Source organism: Kitasatospora sp. NPDC096077 (assembly GCF_040303245.1).
Taxonomy (GTDB): Bacteria; Actinomycetota; Actinomycetes; order Streptomycetales; family Streptomycetaceae; genus Kitasatospora.
In genome coordinates, this window is sequence record NZ_JBEOSV010000012.1 from 39,032 (window position 1) to 61,543 (window position 22,512).

A 22,512-nucleotide genomic window follows, 5' to 3' on the forward strand; every position below is an offset into this window, starting at 1 on the left:
CCTCCGCACGACGGTAGGACACGAGTGCCGGGGTACGCACCACCGCGTTCCCCGGCACTCGGCCGATCGGATGAGCCCGGGGACTCAGCCGACCGTGAAGTCGGCCATCATCGCCATGTCCTCGTGCTCCAGGTTGTGGCAGTGCATCATGTACGTCCCCGCGTAGTCGGTGAAGCGCACCAGCACCTCGACGGCCTCGGCCGGGCGCAGGTCGACGGTGTCCTTCCAGCCCTCGTCCCACGGCCCCGGGTCGCCGCCGTTGCGCCCGATCACCTGGAAGGGGTCGAGGTGGAGGTGCACGGGGTGGTGCACGTCGGTGGAGAAGCGCCACAGCTCGACCTTGCCGAGGGCCGGGGTGGCGAGGATGCGCCCGGGCTCGTACGGGTCGCCGTTGATGGTCCAGCCGTCGCCGCGGCTGCGCCGGAAGGTGAAGTCGCGGGTGGCGACGGCGGCGGAGGCGTCCAGTTCCTCGACGGCGGACAGCTTGGCGGGCACCTTGGCGTCGTCGCTCACCGCCCGGGAGGAGACGTCGAAGCGCATCACCTCGGCGGTGCGCCCGCTGCCGAACCGATTCAGCAGGCGGACCTGGGTGCCGGGCCGGTAGCGGGAGAAGTCGACCACCACGTCGAAGCGCTCGGCGGGCGCGATCTCGATCGCGTCGTGGGTGACCGGGGCGGCGAGCAGGCCGCCGTCCGATCCGATCTGCACCAGCGCGTCGCCGCCGGAGGGCTGCGGGTCCAGTTCGAGCCGGTAGAGCCGGGCGTTGGAGGCGTTGAGCAGGCGCAGCCGGTAGTGGGCGCGGTCGACGTCCAACCGCGGCCAGGGCGCGCCGTTGACCAGGATGACGTCGCCGAGGACGCCGTTCATGTAGCCGGAGGCGACGCCGGGCAGGGCGAGCGAGGAGTCGGCGGACGGGTACTTGAAGGAGCCGTCGTCGGCGAAGGAGCGGTCGGCGAGCATCAGCGGCAGGTCGCGTTCGCCGCGCGGCAGCGGCAGGGCGCCCTCCTCGTCGTCCTGGACCAGGTGGAACCCGGCCAGGCCGCGCCAGACGCCGGGTCCGGTGTAGCCCATCCGGTGGTCGTGGTACCAGAGGGTGGCGGCGCGCTGCTTGCCCGGATAGGTGTGGGTGCGCTCGCCGACCAGGTTGTGGCCGACCATCTGCGCCATCCCCGGCATGCCCTCCATCGAGGAGGCGGCCGGGGCGGTGGAGCCCACCGGTAGCAGCAGGTCGATCGGGTAGCCGTCGCTGTCGGCCGGGGTGTGCCCACCGTGCAGGTGGACCACGGAGGGCACCGGCAGCTGGTTGCGGTGCTTGATCACCGCGGCCCGGCCGGAGCGGGTGACCACGGTCGGTCCGGGGAAGGTCCCCCCGTACGTCCAGGCCTCGGTCCGCACCCCGGGCAGGATCTCCAGTTTCGCGGTCTGCTGGGTGATCTCGTAGTAGTCGTTGGTGCCGTCGGTGCGCACCGGTTTGAGCACGGCCGGCACCGGCAGCGGGACCTGGAAGGCCTCGGGCAGGTCGAGGTCGCTGTAGAGCGGCCGCCCGGGGCGGCCCTCGCGGAGCAGGTACGCCGCCGAGGGGACGGCGACCGAGGCCAGCGCGCCCGCGCCGAGCACGGACGCGCCGAGGCCGAGGAACCGGCGTCGGTTCACCGGTTCACCTCCACCGGCCCGACGGGGCGGGGCAGCCGGCCACTGCCGTCCGGCCCGCCGTCGGCCCGGGCCTGCTGGGCGGGCAGCGGCAGTCGCCAGGCGCCGACCAGGGCGAACAGGATGCCGCTGACCAGCAGCACCCCGAGGGTCACGTGCACCCCGATCGCCCGCGCGTAGCCGGCGCCGATCTGGCCGATCACCGCGACGGTGAGCAGCGCGGTGGTCCACAGCGGCCAGAGCGGGCCGCGTCCGGGCCGGCGCACGAGGAGGGCCGCCACCAGTTGGGCGACGACCACGGTGGCCATCGTCATCGCGTTGCCCTCGTGGTCCTTGAGGGAGTCGTAGGTGCCGTTGAGGAAGCTGCCGGCGAGCATGGCCTGGAGCACGGCCAGCAGGGCCAGGGTGGTGGCGGTGACGCGCAGGAGGATCAGCGGCCAGCGGGGCGCGGCGGCGGGGGGGCTGCTCATGGAGGGCTACTCTCTCTGCTTTCGGCGGGTCGGGCGGGGCGGACGCGAACGTCGCTGATGGATCGTCATGATCGGCCGTGCGCGTGGGTTTCGGGCCGCTCCGGTCTCCCATTGCGCCGGTTACCACGGGGTTTGTCACCCGTCCGGGCGATCGGCTCCAGCGATCCTCCAGCCCCGGCCCCCGCCGACGGCCCCGACGCCGACACCCGCCGGCACCCTCCGGCACCCGCTCCGACAGCCCGCCGACCGCCCGCTCCGCCGCCGGCCCGCTACACCGGCTCGGCGGCGACCCCCAGGTACGCGGCGCGCAGCTCGGCGAGCAGCGGGTGGTCCGGGTCGAAGGCGGTGCCGTCGACGGCGGCGAGCGGCCGCAGGCCGATGCCCGCGTTGAGCGCGAAGGCCGCGTCGAAGCGGGCCAGCTCGGCGGCGCGGACCGGCTCGCGGGACTGCGGACCGTCGTACGCGCCGGTCAGTAGCGCCTCGGTGACGCCGGGCAGGCTGGGACCCTCCGGCCGGACCAGCTTGTCGCCGACCAGGAAGCCGACGTTCCAGGTCGCGCCCTCGGTCACCAGGCCGCCGTCGTCGGTGATCAACACGTCGTCGTACCCGGCGAGTTGGGCGGCCCGACGGTGGTGGACCAGGCCGAACAGGCCGACGTGCTTCACCCCGGGCAGCTCGCGCCGGTACGCCGCCGTCCGCGCCCGCAGCGGGGGCGGCACGGCGGCCGCGGCCGGACGGGTGGTCACCAGCAGGGCGGGGGCGGCCGGGGCGGCCGGGCGCTCCAGTCCGAGCGCGGGGTCGTAGCAGGTGACCCGGACGGTCACCGGCGCGCCGTCGGCGGGCAGCACGGCACGGATCCGCTCCCGGACCGCCGCCCGGTCGAGTTCGGTGCCGAACAGCGTCCGGCAGTCCCGGACCAGCCGGTCCAGGTGCAGTGTCAGACCGCGGGCGGCGCCCGCCTCGACCCGCAGGGTGGTGAAGTGTCCGTAGTTGAGCAGCCCCAGGGCGGCGAGCCGCGCCGGGTCGGCGGGCACACCGTCGATCTCGATCTCAGCCATCCCCCGAGTCTGCCAGCTGCGGGGACACCAGCGGGGCCGGTTGCGGCAGCTCCACCGGGCGGTACGGACCGGCCGCGGCGCGGCCGGTCTCCCGGGCGCTACGCTCGAACTCCTCGATCCGGACCGCCAGCCCCTCCGGCTCGCCCGCGTCCGCCCAGCGCCAGGCCTCCGCCCACCACTGCGGCCCGCGGACCAGCGGACGACCCGCCAGTGCCAGGTACAGCGCCAGCGTCGAGCGGGCGTACTCGTGCACCCAGCCGTCGCAGCCCCGGTAGTCCGCCGTCTCGTCCAGCCGCAGCCAGCGGCCCTCCTGCCCGGCGGCCAGTATCGGCACCCAGCCGCGCTGCCGGTCGGCGACCAGCAGGAGCAGCCGCCCGTCCTCCTCGCGCACCCGGTGGAGCGGGAGCTGGGGCATCCGGGCGAAGGACAGCGACCGCTTCCAGCCCACCACCCACAGCCCGCGGCGCAGGTAGTAGCGGACGGCCGACTGCCAGGTCCAGTGCGCCTCCAGCCGGAAGCCCGGCAGTCCCTCGGCGGTCGCCGCCGCGTACACCTCGTCCAGCGCGGCGGCGGCCAGTCCGCGGCCGCGCGCGTCGGGCCGCACGTACAGGGAGGAGACGGCGAGCTGGCTCGGGCCCTTGGTCCAGTTGTCCACCGCGACCGTCCCGGCGACCTCGCCGGCGTCGTCCCGGATCCAGTAGCGCCGCCGGTAGAGCTCGCCGCCGGGCCAGTCCCGGCCGCCCTCCCCCAGCCGCTCCCGCCAGCCCCGTTCGGCCTGCGGCGCCAGCGCGTCCGGGTCCACCCGCTCGCCCAGTCCGCCCTCCACCAGGGACGCCAAGTCCCAGCGGGCGAACCGCCGTTCCTCCCCCTCGACGGCCGCCCGCAGGCGCACCCCCGCCACCAGCCGGTCCTGTGCCCGCTCGACCGCCGCATCCCACGACCTCACCACGGGGGCCACCCTAGCGGCCCTCCGGGCACGACCCGTAATCCGTCGGGCACCGAACGTCAGCCCGGGCGGGCGGCGGCGCCCCGGACCGCTCACGATCGTGCGCGCCGGGCTGCGGGCCGGTCACCGGGGTCACGGTCGACCCCCGGGGGCCGCCGGGGCCGCAACCGGGACCGCCGCCGGGGCCGTCACCGGACCGGCGGACGGGGCCCTGGACGGGCGGGTGAGGACGACCGCGGCGATCACCAGGACGCCGCCGGCCAGGGCGTTCCAGCCGACCGGCTCGGCGAGCAGGGCGGCGCCGAGGGCGGTGGACCAGAGCGGCATGACGTAGGTGACGGCGGAGGCGACGGCGGTGCCGGCCGCGCGCACCAGGCCGAGGTTGAGCAGGTACGCCAGGCCGGTGCCGACCGCGCCGAGCACCAGCAGGGCCGCCGCGGCCGAACCGCCCGGCCAGTGCGGGGCGCCGGCGGCGAAGGGCGCGACCAGGGACAACTCTGCGGCGGCGCAGGTGATCTGGACGGCGGAGAGGGTGGTCACCGACTCCGGTCGGCCGGACAGGAACCGGCGCAGGTAGGCGAAGCCCGCGCCGTAGCAGCAGGCGGCGGCGAGGCAGGCCAGGGCGCCGACGGTCTCCCCCGAGCCGAGACCGTGCCAGACCCCGAGCACGGTGAGCACCCCGACGAAGCCCAGCCCGAGACCGCAGAGCCGACGGGCGCCCGGGCGGCGCTCCTCGGCGACGGTGAGCACCGCGAACAGCAGGGTGAACAGCGGGGTGGTCGCGTTCATCACCCCGGCGAGCACCGAGCTGACCCTGGTCTCCCCGAACGAGAACAGGGTGAACGGCACGGTGTTGAGCAGGACGGCGACCACCGCCGAGTGCCCCCACAGCGCCCGGCCGCGCGGGGCCCGCTCGCCGCGCAGCAGCAGGACCACCCACAGCGTGCCGGCCCCCAGCAGGCTGCGCCACAGCGCCACCCACACCGGGGGCACCCCGGCGTCCACCGCCACCTTGATCAGGGCGAAGCTGGCGCCCCAGATCGCCGACAGTGCCACGAAGCCCGGCCACCAGCGCCGCACCCCGACCACCTCCCTCTCCGTCCGCTCCGCCACGACGTCCTGGACAGCACGACGTCCTGGACAGAGGGTGGCCCGGCGGCGGACCATGAGTCCAACAAGTGACGGTGCCGCAAGGATGAGGAAGTCTCATGGCCGCTGAGGTCAATCTGGCCCAGTTCAGGGCGCTGGTCGCGGTCGCCGACACCGGCGGCTTCGGTGCGGCCGCCGACGAACTGGGCATCAGCCAGTCCGCCGTCTCGCACGCCGTCGCCGCGCTGGAACGCTCGCTCGGCGCGCCGGTGCTGCGCCGTGGCGCCCCGTGCCGCCCCACCGCGCTCGGCGAGCAGGTCCTGCCGCACGCCCGCACCGCCGTCGCCGCCGCGGCCGCCGTCCGGACGATCGCCACCCGGCACTGCGGCGGCCCGACCGGCACCGTGCGGCTGGCGGCGCCGACCACCGTCTGTCAGGCGCTGCTGCCCGGGCTGCTGCGGGCCTGGAAGGCGGCGTTCCCGCAGGTCACCGTGCGGGTCTTCGAGGGCGAGGACGCCGAGCTGCCGGTCTGGCTGGAGGCCGGCACGGTGGACGCCGCGGTCCTGGTCGACGCCGGCCCGCTGCCGCCGGGGGCGGTCGCGCTGGGCGCCGACTCGATGCACGCGCTGCTGCGCCGCGACCACCCGCTCGCCGACCAGGAGACCGTGCACGTGGGCGAGTTGGCGGACGACGACTTCCTGCTCTCCGAGGGCGGCTGCGAGCGCCACATCCGCGAGGCCTACCGCCGGGCCGGCACCCGTTTCACGCCCCGGCACCGGATCCGCGACCTCAACACGCTGATCGGCATGGTGCACGCGGGCGTCGGGGTCTCGGTGATGCCCGCGCTGGCACTGACCATGCTGCCGCCCGACTGCGTGCTGGTGCCGATCCGGCCGGCCATGCACCGCACCCTGACCCTCACCGGGCCGGTCTCGCGCCCCTGGTCCCCCGCGGTCAGCGGGCTGTTGGCCTCCCCGGCGGTCGGCGGACCGTTCGCCACCCCGGCCGCCGCCTCGGCCACGACGGCCACGACGGCCACGACGGCCACGACGGCCACCGCCACCTCGGCCACGACTGCTTGACCATTTCGGGGTTGACCACCCTTCCCCAACAGGTCTATACCAGTGATGACCTTCGGCAACCACCCGCCGCCGGTGGTCCGTTCGGCCGTCCCGCCACCCCCACACCCGGCGCGACCAGGCCCGTCACCCCCACCGCCGTCCCCTGGAAAGGCCTCCGATGGAGCGCGCTCTTCCCCCACACCCCGCCTCCCCGCACCCCACCTCCCCGCGCGGACGCCGCCCGCACCGGGCCGCCCTCGCCGTCGCCGGCGTGCTCGGCCTGGTCGCCGGCGGTGTCGCCGCGCTGACCGGCACCGGCGCCGCCTCGGCCGCCACCACCGACGCCGGCCCCGGCCTGGGCAGCAACTGGTACGCCTCCGCGCCGTACCTGATGCCCGAGGACAACAGCCCGCCGGACGCCGCCGCCGTGATGGACGCGACCGGGCAGAAGGCCTTCCAACTGGCCTTCATCCTCGCCCAGGGCAACAGCTGTTCGCCCGCCTGGGGCGGCACCTCCTCGATCGACTCCGACACCACCATGCCCGGCGTCATCCAGACCATCCGCGGCAAGGGCGGGGACGTCTCGGTGTCGGTCGGCGGCTACGGCGGGACGAAGCTGGGCCAGGTCTGCGGCACGCCGGAGGCGACCGCCGCGGGCTACCAGCAGGTGGTCACCAAGTACGGCCTCAAGGCGATCGACTTCGACCTGGAGGAGCCGGAGTACGAGAACACCGCCGCGATCCACAACGAGATCGGCGCGGCGCGCATCCTCCAGCAGAACAACCCCGGCCTGTACGTCTCCATCACCACCGCCGGGACCAACGCGGGCACCGGCTGGTTCGGCACCCAGATGCTCAACGAGGCCAAGTCCCAGGGCTTCACGCCGAACAACTTCTCGATCATGCCGTTCGACGGCGGCTTCAACGGCGCCGCCGCGCAGACCGACGCGCTGGTGAAGTTCAACCAGATCCTGCAGACCACCTTCGGCTGGAACGAGGCCACCGCGTACGCCCACGAGGGCGTGTCGATGATGAACGGCCGCACCGACGCCGCCGAGTACTTCCACCAGGCCGACTTCCAGACCGTGCTGGACTTCGCCACCGCGCACGGCCTGGCCCGCTACACCTACTGGTCGGTGAACCGGGACCGCCAGTGCGCGGGCAACGTCGACCCGGGGCTGTCCGGCTCCTGCTCCAGCGTGGCGCAGAGCGACTGGGACTTCACCAAGTACACCGTGAAGTTCGCCGGGGCGACCCCGCCCACCACGCCCCCGACCACCCCGCCCACCACGCCTCCCACCACGCCGCCGACCGGCCCGGGCACCTGCACCGTCCCGGCCTGGAGCGCGAGCACCACCTACACCGCGGGCAGCAAGGTCTCGTACAACGGGCACGACTACCACGCCAAGTGGTGGACCCTGAACGAGGTGCCGAGCGCCAGCGGCCAGTGGGGCGTCTGGGCCGACGACGGCCCGTGCTGATCCCGACCACCGGCTGAACGCGGGGCGGGCGCCTGCGGGAAACCCGCAGCGCCCGCCCCGCGCCGTCAGGCGCCGTCAGGCGGCGGTGAACCGCTCCCGCAGCTCCGCCAGCACCTCCGCGGCCTCGCCCAGCCCGGCCGCCTCGCAGTGGGCGATCCCGGCGGTCAGCCGCTGCACCGCCGCCCGGGGCCGGCCCAGGTCGCCGCCCTCGATCAGCGCGGCCAGCCGGACGGCCTCCGCCCGCAGCGACCCGGCCCGCGCCGACCCGGCCTGCTCGGCGCGCCGCCCGTACTCCGCGATCGCCCGCTCGGCCTCGGTCAGCGCCTGCTCGTGCCGGTCGGCGATGGCCAGGCAGCGGGCCCGCTCGTAGTGCGAGCCGCCGCGCAGGTACCAGCCGTCGTACTCCTGGCCGGCCCGGTCGGCGGCCTCGCCGACGGCGTCCGCCTCGGCCAGCAGGGCGAGCGACGCGTCCAGCCCCTCGGCCCCCTCGGCGCGCATCGTGAGCTGGGCCAACTCCCGCAGGGTGGCCGCCAGTTGATCGATCTGCGGGGCCTTGCCGTGGGCCTCCCGGGCCCGGCCGAGGGCGGCCTCGGCGGCGTCCCGGCGGCCGGCCCGGGCGAGCGCCAGGGTGGCCTCGCAGGCGACCATGGTGTGGGTCTGCTGGTCCTCCCAGTCGGCGACCAGGTCGGCCAGCCGCAGGTACTCCTCGGCCGCGTCCCGGTACTCCTCCAGCTCGCTCAGGCCCCGGGCGAGGTCCAGCCGGGCCTGGGCGACCATCCGGACGTCCAGGCCCCCGCCCGACTCACCCGGCTCGCCAGACCCGGTCGAACCGCCCGAACCGGCCGAGGCGTCCAGCACCGACTCCAGCACGGCCACCGCGTCGGCCGCCCGGCCCGTGCCGCGCAGCACGTCGGCCAGCTGCAGCCGCACCTGGGCCGCCTCCTCGACGGCCTCCGCACCCTGCCGGTCGTAGCGCGCGGCGGCCTCCGAGAGCGCCCGCACCGCCCCGCCGTAGTCCTCCACCTGCATGCTCGCGTGGCCGAGCATCATGTACGTCGGCGCGTACGGGTAGGCGTCGTCGCCCCAGCGCACGGCCTCGGCCAGCGCCCGGTGGAACACCTCGGCGGCCTGGCCGGGCTCGCCCTGCTGCAGCAGCACCTGACCGAGCAGACCGAGCACCCGCGGGGTGTGCCACGGCAGTTCGGCCACCTCCAACTGGGCCCGCACCTCGTGCAGTTCGGCCGCCGCCTCGGCCAGTCGGCCCTGCCGGGCGGCGACGTCGGCGGTGTACTGGCGGGAGGTCGCGGCCCGGCGGGCGGAGCCGAGCTCGACGGCGGCCCCCCGGTAGGCCCCGACGGCCGCCTCGAAGCGCTCGACGGTCCCGGCGGGGGGCTCGGGCAGCGCCTCGACCAGGTCGTGGTGGGCGGCGTAGGCGCGCGACTGCAGGATGATCAGGTAGTCGTCGTCGAGCATCCGGCCCTCGGCGCGCAGCTCCCGGGCCCGCTCCAGCGCGGCGTCCAGCGCCGTCCAGTCGGCCACCGCGCCCTCGACGTCGCCGAGTTCGACGATCAGCGTGCGGGTCCGGGCCATCAGCGCCGGGCCGGGCAGCCCGGCCCGCTCGTACAGCTCGGCGGCCTCCAGCAGGCCCGCGGCGCCCTCGGCGTGCTCCTCGCGCTGCAGCGCGTCGTGGGCGCGCTGCTCGGCCAGTTCGGCGCTCAGCCGCTCGGGGCCGCCGAGTTCGGCGTCCTCCGGGAAGACGAAGCCCTCGGCGCCGACCCGGTCGACGACCCGCTTCCACAGCCGGTCGGCGTCCGGGTGGCCGAGGATCTCCAGCTCGCGGGCGCGCAGCACCAGGGCGGTGAAGTCCTCCGGCTCCGGCTCGACCACCCGGCGCGACGCCGGGGCAACGGCCGGGGCCGCCGCGGCGAGCTCCGGCGCGGCCACGGCCCGCACGCCCAGCGCCAACGGCTCGGCCAGCAGCGGACCGACGGCCAGCCGGGCCCGCCGGGCGGCGCTCACCGCGTCGGTGCCGTTGCGGGCGTCGAAGCGGGCGGCCAGCGCGTCGGCCTCGGTGCGCAGATGGGCGAGCAGGGTGTCCACCGTCCAGGCGGTGCCGGCCGGGCCGCTGACCGGGAGTCCGCCGTGGCCCGCCCCGGCCAGCGCGGCGACCAGCACCTCGGCGCCGGTCAGGAACTCCAGCCGGGCGGCGGGCTCGCCGGTCACCGCGAACAGGTCGCGGTTCTCGGCCAGCAGCTCCAGGCCGCGCGGCTCGTTGCCGGACAGCGCGCAGAACTCCAGGTGCCGGCCGACCGCGCCGAGCATCGCGGCCTTGCCGCGGGCGTAGCGGTAGCCGGTCAGGTGCGCGGAGCGGGCCTCGTCGAGCCGGCCGCGGCGCAGCAGCGGCAGCAGGGCGGTGGCCTGGCTGAGGTGCGGCTCCTGCTCGCAGCCGCTGCGGCCGTCCAGCACCGGGGCGAGGACCTCCAGCGCGCGGGCGTCGTCCCCGGCGGTGAGGAAGTGCTCGGCCCGGACGCGGGTCTCGCAGGCGTGGCAGTCGCTCAGCTCGGTGCGCGGGCGGGCCGTCCACAGCTCGTAGGCGTCCTGGACGTCCACGCCGGTCTGCGCGGCCAGGTGGTAGCGCTGGGCGTAGTACGGCTGGAGGTCGAAGCCGGCCCGGCGGTAGCGGTCGCGCAGTTCGGTGTGCCAGCGCCGGACGGCGGTGAGCGGGACGTCCGGGGTGTCCAGCAGCGCGGTGGCCACCCACTTGAAGCGCCAGTACACCTGGTGCCGGGCCCACTCGCCGAAGCCGTCCGGGTCCTGGTCCCAGAGCTTGAGCACCCGGGCGAAGACCACCGGGCTCTTGCTGCGCTCGCCGTCGTACTCGTAGGCCTCCATGAGTTCGAGCAGGGCCATCGAGCGCACTCCGGTGTCGTCGAACTGCTCGGCGGCGTCGACGAGTTCCTCGGCCGTGACGGTGCGGGTGCGGCCGTACGGGCGGGCGTCGTTCTCGCGCAGCGCGGCCATCACCGCTTCGGTGGAGTCCAGCATCACGCCTCCTTCCGACCGGGCCGGTCCGGGCCGGCCGCCTCGTGGCCGAGCATGGCGTGGTCGAGCAGGCTGATGAACGAACGGTTCAGCAGCGCCGACTCGCTGGCCTTGAGCGGGCGCCGGGTCATCAGCACGGCCTGCCCGTACAGCGCCTCGACGGCGGTGACGGCCAGCTCGCGATCGACCACGGTGGCGGCGCGGCGCACCAGCGGGTTGAGGTGGTTCAGCACCAGCTGGGCGCGGGGCACCTCGGCGCGCAGCGAGCCCAGGATGTCCGCCCACAACCCGTCGGCCTCGTCGGCGAGTTGGGCGCGGGTGCGCTCGTGCCGGGCCTCCCGGTTGTCGAGCAGCAGGGCGGGCGCGTTGGTCGGGTGGAAACTGCGCAGGGCGACGTCGCAGTCGAACCGGCCGACCACCTCGCGGGCCACCGCCAGGAAGGCCCCGGCGGCCAGTTCGGCGGCCGGGTCGACGGTGTCCAGGTGCGCGGTGACGGTACCCGGGTCGAGGTCGGCGACCGAGACGCCGGGGCGGATCTCGGGCAGCCGGTGCACCAGGTCGCGGTCGTAGGTGTAGCCGCCGTTGACCACGCCGAGTCCGGCCGCGCCCGCGATCGGCGCGACCTGCCGGAACTCCTCGACCGTGCGGGTCACCAGCACCACCGGGTGGCTGCGGGCGAACTCGTCCAGGGTGACGTTGCCGTCGGTGGTCTCGAACGGCAGCCAGGGCAGCATCATCCGCAGCAACTCGTCGTCGTAGCGGGCGAGTTCCTTGACGGCCAGGTGGTGCACGGAGAGGAAGCGGTGCAGCAGCGCCGGGTCGCTGGCGGACAGGCCGGTCAGCCAGTCGCGGATCCGGGCGCCGAGCGCGTCGCGGACGGCGGCCAGCGTCTCGTCGGCGTACAGGCCCTCGCGCGAGGCGGTGGGGCGCAGCCCGTCGGTGTCCACCACGCAGCGGACGAAGAACGCCCAGTCCGGCAGCAGTTCGTCGGCCTGCTCGGAGAGCAGCATGCCCTTGAGGTGCACCCGGTGGCCGTTGCGGCGCGAGGGCGGGGCGGCGTCCGGCAGCACGTAGGCGACGCCGCGCAGGCCGACCAGCGGCAGGTCCAGTTCGATGGTGTCGAGCGGGGTGAAGTCGAAGGTGGCGCGGCAGTACTCGGCGAGCGCGTCGCGCCGGGCCAGCGGGGAGCCGTGCCGCCCGGCCCACGGCGGGGTGCGGTTGACCCGGTGCTCGGTGCCGTTGGCGTCGATCACGGTGACGTCGTGGCGCAGCAGGCTGCCGAAGTCCCGGGCGAGGGTGAGCACCCGGGCCGGGCGGGTCCACTCGGCGGCGTCGGCGCGCGGGGCGAGGGTGACGGTGGTGCCGGGCTCGGGCTTGGCCGAGGCGGGCAGGGTGCGGATGGTGTAGCTGCCGTCGGAGCTGCCGCGCCATTCGATCACCGGGGCGTCCGGGGTGGCGGCGGAGCGGGTGACCACGGTGATGTCGTCGGCGACCACGAAGCAGGCGAGCAGGCCGATGCCGAACTGGCCGATGAAGTCGCCGCGGGCCTCGGCCAGTCCGGCGCCGTCCAGCCGGCCGTCGGCGTCGCGCTTGGAGCTGCGGCCGATGGTGGCGAGGAAGGTGTGGACGTCCTTCTCGGTCAGGCCGATGCCGGTGTCGGTGACGGACAGCTCGTCGTCGGCGCGGACGGTGATGGCGGCGGGCGCCTCGGGGTCGAGGGTGCGGCGGGCGGAGATCGCGTCCACCGCGTTCTGCAGCAGCTCGCGCAGGTAGACGCGGGGGCTGGAGTAGAGGTGGTGGGAGAGCAGGTCCACCAGGCCCCGCAGGTCCACCTGGAAGGTGTGTGCACTCGTCGGGTTGTCGGTTGGGGACACCGGAGGCTCTTTCGGTCGCGGAGATGCGGACGTAGGTGTGGAAGGAGGCCTGGAACCAGGCGTGGAAGCAGGCGTGGAAGCAGGCGTCGGGACGCGCGGCGGCGTCAGCCCGCGGTGTCAGCCCGCGGCGCAGCGGTCGCGGTGGGCGCGGAAGGCCTGGACCCGGTCGCCGGCGAGGTAGCGCCAGGGCGACTCGGTCACCTGGCCGTCCAGCGCGTCGAACAGCAGCCGCGCGGTCTTCCGCTGGTCGGCCAGCGAGAAGACCATCGCGAAGGTGTTGAAGCCCTCCTGCCAGCCGCGGACCGGTACGAAGTCCGGGTGGAGCACGGAGCGGAACGCCGCCTCCTGCAGCTCGGCGAGCACGGTGGGGTCGGCCAGGTAGGCGTGGTCCTCGCCGTCCGGGAGGTCCGCCCAGCGCTCCAGGTGGGCGAGCGCGACCAGTTCGCCGAGCGGGCTGCCCTCGGGGGCGGCCAGCATCGCGGAGCGGGCGAACTCGTGCATGGCGTCGTGCGAACCGCCCCACTTGGCGCACAGTTGCTGCAGCCGCTGGCGGTGCGAGCCGAGGTGCCCGGGCGCGCGGCGCACGGCGGCCTCGAAGCGGCAGGCGGCGACCTCCGGGCCGAGCGAGGCGCCGCGGGCGCTGATCTGGAGGAAGTACCAGGGGGCGAGCCAGGACGGCTCGCGCTCGGCGACCTCCAGCAGGTGTTCCTCGGCGACCTCCAGCCGCTGGTGGAACAGCTTCCACTGCTCCTCGGTGACGTGCTTGGCCTGGGCGCGGGAGCGCGCCTCCCAGGCCCAGCTGACGTGCCGGGCGCCGGACAACAGCAGCGGCAGCGGGTCGTCGGGGGCGTCGGCGATCGCGCGGGCCGTCCACTCCTCGACACCGGGGACGTCGGCGATCGCCTCGACCAGCCAGGTCAGGTCGGCCCCGTCCGTCCCGGTGGCCCCGGCAGCCGTGTCCGTCCCGTCCGTCCCGGCGACCCCGTCCGTCCCGGCGGTCAGCGCCGGGCGCAGCGCCGGCCAGTCCCCGGCGGCGGCCTGCCGCAGCACCAGGCGGACGGACTCGTCGCCGAAGGCCGGGTCGAGCCGCGGCGCGGACGCCCCGGCAGTGCCGGACCGGTCGCCGGACCGGACGGTGTCGCGGTCACCGGCGGACGCCTCGGCGGCCCGTCTGCCGAACCCGAATCCGAACCCGAACCGACCGGTCCGGTCCTGCCCGCCCTCCCCGCCCGAGCGGCGTCGGAACAGCGGCATGTGTGGCCCCCTCGAACATCATCGCCGGTTGTCGGCATCTTTCGCATGGCCGCTCTGCGACCACCCCGGAATGAGTACATATCACGGCCGACCGACTTCCGATTCCCGAGGCCGGTGCCGCCGCGAGCGGTGACATCTTGCTGCCTGACAGTTTTCTGACACCGTGCAGGCCACCGCCCGGGCCGACGATCCGTCAGGCTGTCACCCGTGCACGTCATTCGCTTCCACCTGCGCGCCCCGGAACGCCCCGACGACCCCTCCACCGACCGGTTCCCCCCGACCGACCGACTGCCCCCGACCGACCGACTCCCCGCGGCCGCGCACGGCCCGCAGCCGCCCTCCCCCGAGGCCGTCCGGGACGGACTGGCGTGCGCGCTCCCCGCCCGGGCCCGGCTCGAACACTCCCGGATCCTGGTCGGCCCCGGCGCGGTGGACGGCATCGCCTTCGTCCTCGCCGACGGTCCGCTCGTCGCCGAGGCCGCCCTCACCGTCGCCTGCACCGCCCTGACCGGACCGGCCGGCCCGCTGCCCGACTGGCAGGTGTCGCACTGCGCGCTGGACACCCTGCTGGCGCTCGGGCTGCACGAGCTGCCGGCCTTCCCGTGAGACCGGCCGGGCTCCCCCGGTCCGGGGTCGAGCCCCTCAGGCCGTGCCCGGCCCGGCGTCCGGCACCTTCCCCGACTGCGCCTGCTCGATCCGGTTGACCAGCATCACCGCGAACCGCCGGGCCGTGGGCAGGTCCACCGCACCGCCCTCGGTCGTCACGCTCGCCACCACGGTGCCCGAGCGGACCACGATGCTCACCCCGTCGCCCCCGGCCAGCGGCCCCACGAAGGCCTGGCTCTCGCTGCCCAGCGCCGGGGAGTCGACCTTCCGGAACGGCCCGACCGGGTAGGAGGCGTAGGTCTCCGTCAGCCGGTTGCGCGCCGCGTCCCGGCTGGGCAGCGTCTCCACCAGGAAGCGGGCGATCCTGTCCCCCGCGGAGAACCGGACCGACCCGCTGAGCGGCTTGCCCGTGCAGGGCGTCGACGCGGTGCAGGTGACGGCGTGGTCGGCGCTGTCGACCCGGCGCTTCTCCTCGTCCCAGCCGGTCATCGCCCGGGCGTCGGGGAGCACCTGCCCGACCACCTTGTCGTCCAGCAGCACCGCCTCCAGGTCCGCCCGGGGCACCGGCGCCGCGTCCGCACTGCCCGCCGCCGTCCCCGCGGAGGCCGTCGCGCCGGCCGCCGTCGTCGCCCCCGGGGCCGCGGACGCCGACGCCGTCCCCGTTGCCGCGCCCGCCGTCGCCGCGGACGCCGCGGACGCCGCAGCACCCGTCGTCACCGCCGAACTCGCTGTCCCCGCAGCCCCGTTGGCGTCCGCCGACCCACCGGACGAACACCCGGCCAGCACCCCCGCCAGCACCCCGACCGCCACCGCGACGGCGATCCGCCGACCACCCGTCCGCATCCCCATGCCCGCCCGCTCCCTTACGGCTGTCCGTGACCCGTCACCCTACCCCGCACACGAAGCACCGTTTCCGGGAACGCCGACGGGGCGGCGACCGAAAGGTCACCGCCCCGTCGTCACGAGCCCGTCGGCGGATCATACCGCCGGCGCCGGGAAGGTCGGGTACTCGACACCCGAGATGTACTGCACGACCCGGACGACCTGGCACGAGTAGCCGAACTCGTTGTCGTACCACAGGTAGAGGATCGCGTTGTCGCCGTCGACCTTGGTCGCGCCGGCGTCCACGATCGAGGCGTGGCGCGAGCCGATGAAGTCGCTGGAGACCGCGTCGGGCGAGTCGGTGAAGTCGATCTGGCGCTTCAGCGGCGAGGTCAGCGAGACGTTCCGGAGGTAGTCGAGGACCTCCTCGCGGTTGGTCTCACGCTTCAGCTGCAGGTTGAGGATCGCGATGGAAACGTCCGGCACCGGCACCCGGATCGAGCTGCCGGTGATCTTCGCCTTGAGGTCCGGCAGGGCCTTGGCGACGGCCGAGGCGGCACCGGTCTCGGTGATCACCATGTTCAGCGGTGCCGAGCGGCCGCGGCGGTCGGCCTTGTGGTAGTTGTCCAGCAGGTTCTGGTCGTTGGTGAACGAGTGGACGGTCTCCACGTGCCCGCGGACCACGCCGTACTCGTCCTCCATCGCCTTCAGCGGCGGGACGATGGCGTTGGTGGTGCAGGAGGCGCAGGAGATGATCTGCTCGTCCGGCTTGATCATGTCGTGGTTGACGCCGTGCACGATGTTGGGCACGTCGCCCTTGCCCGGGGCGGTCAGCACGACCTTGGCGATGCCGGGGCGCAGGTGCTTGGACAGGCCCTCGCGGTCACGCCACTTGCCGGTGTTGTCGATCAGGATCGCGTCCTTGATCCCGTACTCCGTGTAGTCGACCTCGCTCGGGTCGTTGGAGTAGATCACCGTGATCTCGTTGCCGTTGACGACGAGCTTGTTGTTGACCTCGTCGACGGTGATGGTGCCCTGGAACTGGCCGTGGATCGAGTCCCGGCGCAGCAGCGAGGCGCGCTTCACCAGGTCGTCGTCGCCGCCGCCGCGCACCACGATCGCCTTCAGGCGCAGGCCGTTGCCGGAGGCCTTCTCGATCAGCAGCCGGGCGACCAGCCGACCGATGCGGCCGAACCCGTACAGCACGACGTCCTGCGCGGACCGGCGCTCCAGCTTGTTCTCACCGGTGGCGCCGGCGACGGCCCGGGCGGTGAACTCCGCCACCGACAGGCCCCGGTCGTCCGCCCGGTAGGCAGAGGCGAGCATCGCCAGGTCGATCTGCGAGGGGCCGAGGTCCAGGGCGGTCAGTGCCTCCAGGAACGGCATCGTCTCGGTGACCGAGAGCTCCTCGCCGGCTATCTGCCGGGCGAAGCGGTGCGTCTTGAGGATGCTGACCACCGACTTGTTCACCAGGGAACGGCTGTGGAGCAGGACGGTGACGTCCTTCTCCCGGTGCAGCCGCCCGATGATCGGGATCATCGACTCCGCGATCTCCTCGCGGTTCTTCCAGTCCGTGAACACGTCGTCGTTGACAGTCACAAGTCCATCTTTCGAGCTGAGGGTGTTGCGCACATGGTAGCTTCGCCCGCTTCCGCCCCAGCGGCCGGTCCCACCTCCACCCCCCACCCCCACCCCTCCCACCTGCACGTTCCCCCGCCACCCCGGCACCAAAGGTGACCACCGCCACCCTGATCGGGAGGGGTCTACCCGGATAGAACACACTGCGGGTTCTTGTAAACTAAGTCAAGCAACACGGTGCATCTCGACACGTCGGCACGATACGTTGGATCGAAAAGTCGGGCTGTCCCAACACCTCCCCGGAGACTCTGATGCAGCAATCCGTCGAACCGGTCGTCCAGGTGACCCTCGCGGAGATCTCCCGCATCGCCGGGGTCGGACGCGCCGCAGTCAGCAACTGGCGTCGAAGGCACGACAGCTTCCCGCAACCCGTCGGGGGCACTGATGCAAACCCCCAGTTCTCCCTTGCCGAAGTGGAGGAGTGGCTGGACGGGAAGCAGAAGAACCGGTCCGCCGTCGGCCGTCTCGAGCGGCTCTGGCCGAAGATCGAGGCCCTGGGCGACCGAGATGCAATGGGCACGGTTCTGGCTGTCGTGGGTTCGGAGCTCAGCCGTCCTGGTGCCCCGAGCGCACTGCCCGTCCCGCCACAGATGAGCCGCAGGCAACAGGCATTGGCCGAGCAGGCCGTACGACTTGCCGAGCAGGAAGGCGCTCCGGAAACCTTCGGATTCCTGCTCCAGCGCTGGCTCGGAACTCACGTGCGCCAGATCACCACGACACCTGAGCCCCTGGGCGAGCTCATGGCCGACCTCGCAGCGTGGCGCGGCAACACTTCGCCACGGATCGTTCTCGACCCGGCCTGCGGCACCGGGTCGTTGCTGTTGGCCGCCGGCAGGCACTGGACCACCCCCTCTCAGCCCGAGCTGCTGGGGCAGGAGGTGGATCCGACCCTCGCCTCCGTGGCAGCTGCCCGCATGTTGATGGCCGGGGCACCCGGTCGCGTCACGGTCACCGACACCTTGCGGGCCGACGCGCTGCAGTCCGTGCGAGCTGACGTGGTCCTGTGCAACCCCCCCTCTAACGAGCGCGACTGGGGACACGCCGAGCTGGCGACGGACGCCCGCTGGCTGTTCGGCCAACCCCCCCGAACTGAACCGGAGTTGGCCTGGGTCCAGCATGCCGTTGCGGCTCTGGCCCCGGAGGGCACTGCCGTGTTGCTCCTGCCCCCCGCGGTCGCAGCCAGGCGGGCGGGGCGCAGAATCAGGAGCGCTTTGCTGCGAACCGGCGCACTGCGTGCAGTGGTCGCGCTTCCACCCGGCGCGGCCCCTCCGCACGGCGTGGGCCTTCATCTCTGGGTGCTGTCCCGCCCTTCGGACGAGCCGGTCGGCTCCATGGTCCAGCTCGTGGACGCCGTCGGACGGGCAGGTGCCCCGTCGCCGGGACAACCCTCGATCGACTGGCCCGCCCTGCGCACCACCGTGCTGGAGGCGCTCCAGAGCGACCGAGCCACCGCGGGCGTGTCCGTCCCGGTCATCGACCTCCTGGACGAACAGGTCGATCTGACTCCCGCCCGACACGTTCCCGCGCCCGATTCCGCTGTCACCACGAACCTGCGCCAGTCCTGGACCCGATTCGACCGCCGCCTCGACGAGGCCCGCGACCTGAGCCGAGTGCTCGCCAAACTGAATCCCGTACAGGACGCTGCTGCCATGAGCACCAGCGTCGGCGAACTTGAACTGGCCGGAGCGCTGGAGCTGCACTCCGGGCAGGCTCTGCCGGAACAGCTTCTGCGCCGTGGCGACCGACCGTCCGACGGGATCCCCGTCATCACCGTCCCCGATCTGGGAAACCCGGAGGGCACGCGCCACTGGCTGTCGGCCATGGAGAGCGAGGACGGCGAGCGCGCCGGCACATTGACCGTGACCTCCTCGCAGGACGTCGTCGTGGTCGGTTCACTCCGGGCCTTCGACGCCTGGGTGGACGTCGACGCCCCTACCGTGCTCGGGCCGCAACTCCACCTGCTCCGCGTGGACCCCACGGTCCTCGACCCGTGGTTCCTGGCCGGGTGTCTTCGCTCCCCCGCGAACGCCCGGCAGGCGGGAACTCACGCTTCGACCTCGTCACGGGTGGATGTCCGTCGCCTCCAGGTGCCACGTCTCCCCCTTGAGGAGCAGCAGACGTACGGGGAGACCTACCGGCGGCTCACCGGCTTCGAACAGGCCGTACGTGAACTGGGCGAGGTGGCCGGGGGGATCGGCCAGGCGCTCGGCGAGCTGCTCGCGACCGGCCGACTTCCCCGTAGGTGAGGTCACGCCTGGGCCAGGAGTTCCAGGAACGACCGGACCTCCACGCTCCGACCGGACGTCTCCAACTTCACAGCCAGCTCTCGGCAGCGGGCCACGACGACCGGAGGCATCTCCACCAAGCCCGCGACCTCGTGAACCACATCGGCCCAGCCGTCGAACCCGCCCTGCAGATCACCGGCCCCGGCCAGGCACTCAGCCAGACCCACCCTCGCCTCCAGGGCAAGGGCCCGAAGGGCAGGGGCCGCCTTGCGCTCCAGGGCTTGTGCGACATCCCGGTACATCGAAGTCGCGTCCTGCCACTGCCCGTCCAGGCGGGCCGCATCCGCGCAGAGCAACTGGGCCGACGCCACCGGGGGATGCCCCAGCCCCCAGGCCTTGCGGGCATCCCCCAACTCCCCTTCCAGCGCCTGCAGGGCCTGCCTGGCAGGCGACCCTGACACCTCGGCGGCGGCCGCGGCCAGCAGTTCGGCGAACCGGGTCCGGTCGACCCCCGGCCGTACCCCCCGACCCGCCGATCGCTGCACTGCCTGACGCCGGGGCACCCAGGCGGGCACGGACGCGGAGAGTGCGGTTCCGGGCAGGCGGTACCGGGCCGTGGGGTCCGGTTCGAGTTCCGGGCTGGGCGCGGGAGAATCGACGGTCGGCAGATGCGGGCGCAGGGCCTCCGAGAGCCTGGTGAAAGCGGCCAGCCGCCGAACCGGGTCCTTGCTCAGCAGACGCCAGACGAGATCGTCGATCTCGACCGGGACTCCGGGCCTGAACTCGCTCACGGACGGCGGGAGGTCGTGCTGGTGCTGGGTCGCACGGTTCCGGTCGGGTCGGTCCAGGAAGGGCTGGCGCCCGGTCAGAAGCTCGAAGAACACACAGCCGAACGAATAGTGATCAACAGCACTCGTGACCTTCTGCTCTCCCCTGAGCTGCTCGGGCGCCATGTAGCCGACGGTCCCCGGCGTGGCGCCGTAGGCGGTGTAGCGGGTCGCGTCCGGCCGATCCGGGAAGGCGACGCCGAAATCGATCAGTTTCACCGACCCGTTCGCGGTGAGTACGACGTTGTCGGGCTTGTGATCCCGATGGATGACCCGTCCTCGATGGGCGTGCGCCAGCGCATCCGCGATCTCGAAGGCGATGGCGTACGCGGCACCGAGCGGCAACGGCCGGAACCGCGCCAGGAACCGATCGAGCGGTGTCCCGTCGACGAACTCCATGACCAGGAAAGGAGCACCTCGATGAAGTCCTCGGTCGATCAGGCGCACGATACCGGGGTGGTCGAGTTCGGCGAGGAACTGCCCTTCCCGCTCGAAGCGCAGGCGCAGTTCGGTCTCCTGGCGGATGCGCTCGCCCTCGCTGAGTCGCCCCTGGTTGTACTGGTCGGCGCGGATCTCCTTGACGGCCACCAACTCGCCGGTCTCGGCGTCGATCGCCTTCCAGACGCAGGCCATCCCGCCCCGCCCGAGCATTTCGACGATCCGGTACCGGCCGCGGACGACTTCGCCCTTTTTCATCCTCACCCCTGTCCGCCTCGGCATCGTGCGCCCCTACCATACCGCCCCATCAATCAAAGGCGTTCCATTGCTTGACTAAGTTCACAGATATACGCTCTCCTTGAGACTCGGCCGAACGGCTCCGATCCCTGAGGGGGGCTCCTTCTGTGACCGCCTGGCAACCTCCCGCCGGCACGACCGGCGATCCCCGCGTCGTCCGCACTTCGCTCCCCCTGCTTCAGGAGGATCCCCGCGGCTGCCCTCGCGCCGCCGCGCTCCGGGCCCGACCGTTCGTCCAACAGTCCCCGTCGAGGTCCCGCCGCAGGCCCGTCAAGGACTTCGCCCCGGCTCCTGTGATGGCGGCGCTGGACGCGATCGAGCACGACGGCACTGACGTTGGAGTCGCCCTGCAACAGCTCCGCCGCCGACACGACTGTCATCCGTCCCACCTCTCCTGGGCGGAGGAGGCCCTCCGCAACTACCTCGCGGCACGCGCAGAGCACAGCACCGAGTACGAGCTCGACCGACAGGCATCGCTGCCGGCCAAGCACCCTTGGGTGGCCGTCACCGACCTGACCGCGTCGGACTCCCGCGGCGCGCTCCGGTACGAGCGGACGGCGTGGGGCCGCCGGTACGCCTCGCCCGACGGCCGGATCAGGGAGATCTGGCTGCTGTCCGTGAACTCAGTAAAACCGCGAAGCGACGCGGAGATCGCGGAGGCGGCCGCGGTGGCCGCCACCGGCGTCGCGGCCACCGCGGACTTCGGCGAGTGCTACCGGCCGGTCAAGGTCCGCGACCCGCTCCCCGACCGGGTCCGTGTGGTGGCCGTCGGCTGCGGCGACGGCTCCCGCAAGGTCCTCGCGGACTGGGAGGCCGCGGAGGCGGTTGAGCAGTACGCCCGACACGCCAAGCCGGTGCTGGCCCGGGTCGTCGCGGGCGACCGGGTCAACCCGGGCTCGGCCTGCATCGACTGCGAGGGCCTGTCGAGCTGTTCGCAACCGCCACGGACCCCGTTCCTGCTCGGCACGCCCCGTCCGCGCCGCGCACGCCGCCGGCGCAGCGTCTCGGCCTCCGACCTCCGTACCCACTCCGCGTGCCCTGCCAAGTACCACCTGACCAGGGTGCTGCACCTGAAGTCGGCCGAGCCCGAGAGCCCGGCGATCCGACGCGGACGTGCGGTGGACGTCTGGCTCAACGAGCAGCACCGGGCCCGACGCAGCTGTCGCACCACCCTCCTGCCCGCCACACTGCCGGGCCTCACGGCGGAGGAAACCAGGACGGCCGTCCGGATGATCGCCGAGCACGCCGCGGTGTGCCCGCTCGACGGCCTGGCACCGACCGAAGAGGTGGAGGTCCAGGCCCGTCTGACGGCGTACGATCCCGAGCTGGACGTCGTCGTCATCGCGGACCCCGATCTGCTCTACACCGACTCGGGCGGATGGGTCTGGCGCGAGACCAAGACCGCCGCGTCCCGCCCCTGGGAGGGCCGCCCCCTCCTTGAGGCATACCCTCAACTAGCCCTCGCCGTCCTGATGATGTCCGCCGGCGTCCCCGGGGGCGATCCGCGCCGCTGCCGGATCGAGCTGGAGTTGCTCTACCCGGACGGTTCCGCCTGCGAGGAGCTCCACCCGCACGATCCCGAGACGGTCGACGAGGCCCGGCGGGCCGTCTCCGCACTGGCCGGCCCCTGGGCCCCGGACGAGACCTTCGCCGCCACCCCAGGCCGTGGCTGCACCGGCTGCGAGGCGCTGCGCTGGTGCGGACCCGGCCTCGATCACACGGCCGGAGGCTGACC

Annotated in this window: 16 protein-coding genes; 5 read left to right on the plus strand and 11 right to left on the minus strand. The window is 73.6% G+C overall.

The genetic code is table 11. The annotated features are described in order from the left end of the window. Positions 1-84 precede the first annotated feature (84 nt). The 5 genes from ABTZ03_RS14305 to ABTZ03_RS14325 all read right to left on the minus strand — a co-directional run bounded on the left by ABTZ03_RS14305 (position 85) and on the right by ABTZ03_RS14325 (position 5,237). Positions 85-1,653 (minus strand): multicopper oxidase family protein, encoded by a 1,569-nt coding sequence (locus tag ABTZ03_RS14305; protein ID WP_350513230.1) that lies wholly within the window; start codon positions 1,651-1,653, stop codon positions 85-87. Further along, complete coding sequence (locus tag ABTZ03_RS14310; RefSeq protein ID WP_350513231.1) at positions 1,650-2,120, minus strand: hypothetical protein; 471 nt, start codon at positions 2,118-2,120, stop codon at positions 1,650-1,652. Before ABTZ03_RS14310 ends, ABTZ03_RS14305 begins: the two co-directional genes overlap by 4 nt. Positions 2,121-2,389: 269 nt before the next feature. Beyond that, positions 2,390-3,178 (minus strand): aminotransferase class IV, encoded by a 789-nt coding sequence (locus ABTZ03_RS14315; RefSeq protein ID WP_350513232.1) that lies wholly within the window; start codon positions 3,176-3,178, stop codon positions 2,390-2,392. Further along, positions 3,171-4,127 carry a GNAT family N-acetyltransferase gene (locus ABTZ03_RS14320; protein ID WP_350513233.1) on the minus strand — a complete coding sequence of 319 codons (957 nt, stop codon included), beginning with the start codon at positions 4,125-4,127 and terminating at the stop codon, positions 3,171-3,173. The genes ABTZ03_RS14315 and ABTZ03_RS14320 overlap by 8 nt, the downstream gene beginning before the upstream one ends. A 129-nt stretch (positions 4,128-4,256) precedes the next feature. Beyond that, positions 4,257-5,237 carry a DMT family transporter gene (locus ABTZ03_RS14325; RefSeq protein ID WP_350513234.1) on the minus strand — a complete coding sequence of 327 codons (981 nt, stop codon included), beginning with the start codon at positions 5,235-5,237 and terminating at the stop codon, positions 4,257-4,259. A gap of 95 nt (positions 5,238-5,332) precedes the next feature. Here ABTZ03_RS14325 and ABTZ03_RS14330 point away from each other — a divergent pair, with 95 nt between their 5' ends. Continuing rightward, positions 5,333-6,295, plus strand: a complete 963-nt coding sequence (locus ABTZ03_RS14330) for a LysR family transcriptional regulator (RefSeq protein WP_350513235.1) — start codon at positions 5,333-5,335, stop codon at positions 6,293-6,295. A 157-nt stretch (positions 6,296-6,452) separates the two neighbouring features. Continuing rightward, positions 6,453-7,754: a carbohydrate-binding protein gene (locus ABTZ03_RS14335; protein WP_350513236.1), complete on the plus strand. Its 1,302-nt coding sequence runs from the start codon at positions 6,453-6,455 to the stop codon at positions 7,752-7,754. Between the two features lie 75 nt (positions 7,755-7,829). Here ABTZ03_RS14335 and ABTZ03_RS14340 read toward each other — a convergent pair whose 3' ends face one another. From ABTZ03_RS14340 to ABTZ03_RS14350, 3 genes are all read right to left on the minus strand, one after another. Further along, positions 7,830-10,799 (minus strand): hypothetical protein, encoded by a 2,970-nt coding sequence (locus ABTZ03_RS14340; RefSeq protein WP_350513237.1) that lies wholly within the window; start codon positions 10,797-10,799, stop codon positions 7,830-7,832. Beyond that, a complete protein-coding gene (locus ABTZ03_RS14345; RefSeq protein WP_350513238.1) occupies positions 10,799-12,670 on the minus strand; it encodes an HSP90 family protein in 1,872 nt (623 codons plus the stop codon). Before ABTZ03_RS14345 ends, ABTZ03_RS14340 begins: the two co-directional genes overlap by 1 nt. 117 nt (positions 12,671-12,787) lie before the next feature. Next, positions 12,788-13,924: a hypothetical protein gene (locus ABTZ03_RS14350; protein WP_350513239.1), complete on the minus strand. Its 1,137-nt coding sequence runs from the start codon at positions 13,922-13,924 to the stop codon at positions 12,788-12,790. A gap of 207 nt (positions 13,925-14,131) precedes the next feature. On the opposite strand from ABTZ03_RS14350, the gene ABTZ03_RS14355 reads away from it, so the two are divergent. Next, positions 14,132-14,530 (plus strand): hypothetical protein, encoded by a 399-nt coding sequence (locus tag ABTZ03_RS14355; RefSeq protein WP_350513240.1) that lies wholly within the window; start codon positions 14,132-14,134, stop codon positions 14,528-14,530. Between the two features lie 36 nt (positions 14,531-14,566). Here the strand turns inward: ABTZ03_RS14355 and ABTZ03_RS14360 are convergent, their stop codons facing one another. Both ABTZ03_RS14360 and ABTZ03_RS14365 read right to left on the minus strand, forming a co-directional pair. Then, entirely contained in the window at positions 14,567-15,379 is an 813-nt protein-coding gene (locus ABTZ03_RS14360) for a hypothetical protein (protein ID WP_350513241.1), read from the minus strand. Positions 15,380-15,508: 129 nt separating this feature from the next. Continuing rightward, positions 15,509-16,951, minus strand: coding sequence for a glyceraldehyde-3-phosphate dehydrogenase (locus ABTZ03_RS14365; RefSeq protein WP_350513242.1), 1,443 nt, complete (start codon positions 16,949-16,951; stop codon positions 15,509-15,511). A gap of 290 nt (positions 16,952-17,241) precedes the next feature. Between ABTZ03_RS14365 and ABTZ03_RS14370 the strand changes: the two genes are divergently transcribed. Further along, a complete protein-coding gene (locus ABTZ03_RS14370; protein ID WP_350513243.1) occupies positions 17,242-19,236 on the plus strand; it encodes an N-6 DNA methylase in 1,995 nt (664 codons plus the stop codon). Between the two features lie 2 nt (positions 19,237-19,238). Here ABTZ03_RS14370 and ABTZ03_RS14375 read toward each other — a convergent pair whose 3' ends face one another. Further along, entirely contained in the window at positions 19,239-20,738 is a 1,500-nt protein-coding gene (locus ABTZ03_RS14375) for a serine/threonine-protein kinase (protein WP_350513244.1), read from the minus strand. A 335-nt stretch (positions 20,739-21,073) separates the two neighbouring features. On the opposite strand from ABTZ03_RS14375, the gene ABTZ03_RS14380 reads away from it, so the two are divergent. Then, the gene (locus tag ABTZ03_RS14380; RefSeq protein ID WP_350513245.1) at positions 21,074-22,510 is read left to right on the plus strand and encodes a PD-(D/E)XK nuclease family protein; all 1,437 of its coding nucleotides are present in this window, start codon (positions 21,074-21,076) and stop codon (positions 22,508-22,510) included. Positions 22,511-22,512 lie beyond the last annotated feature (2 nt).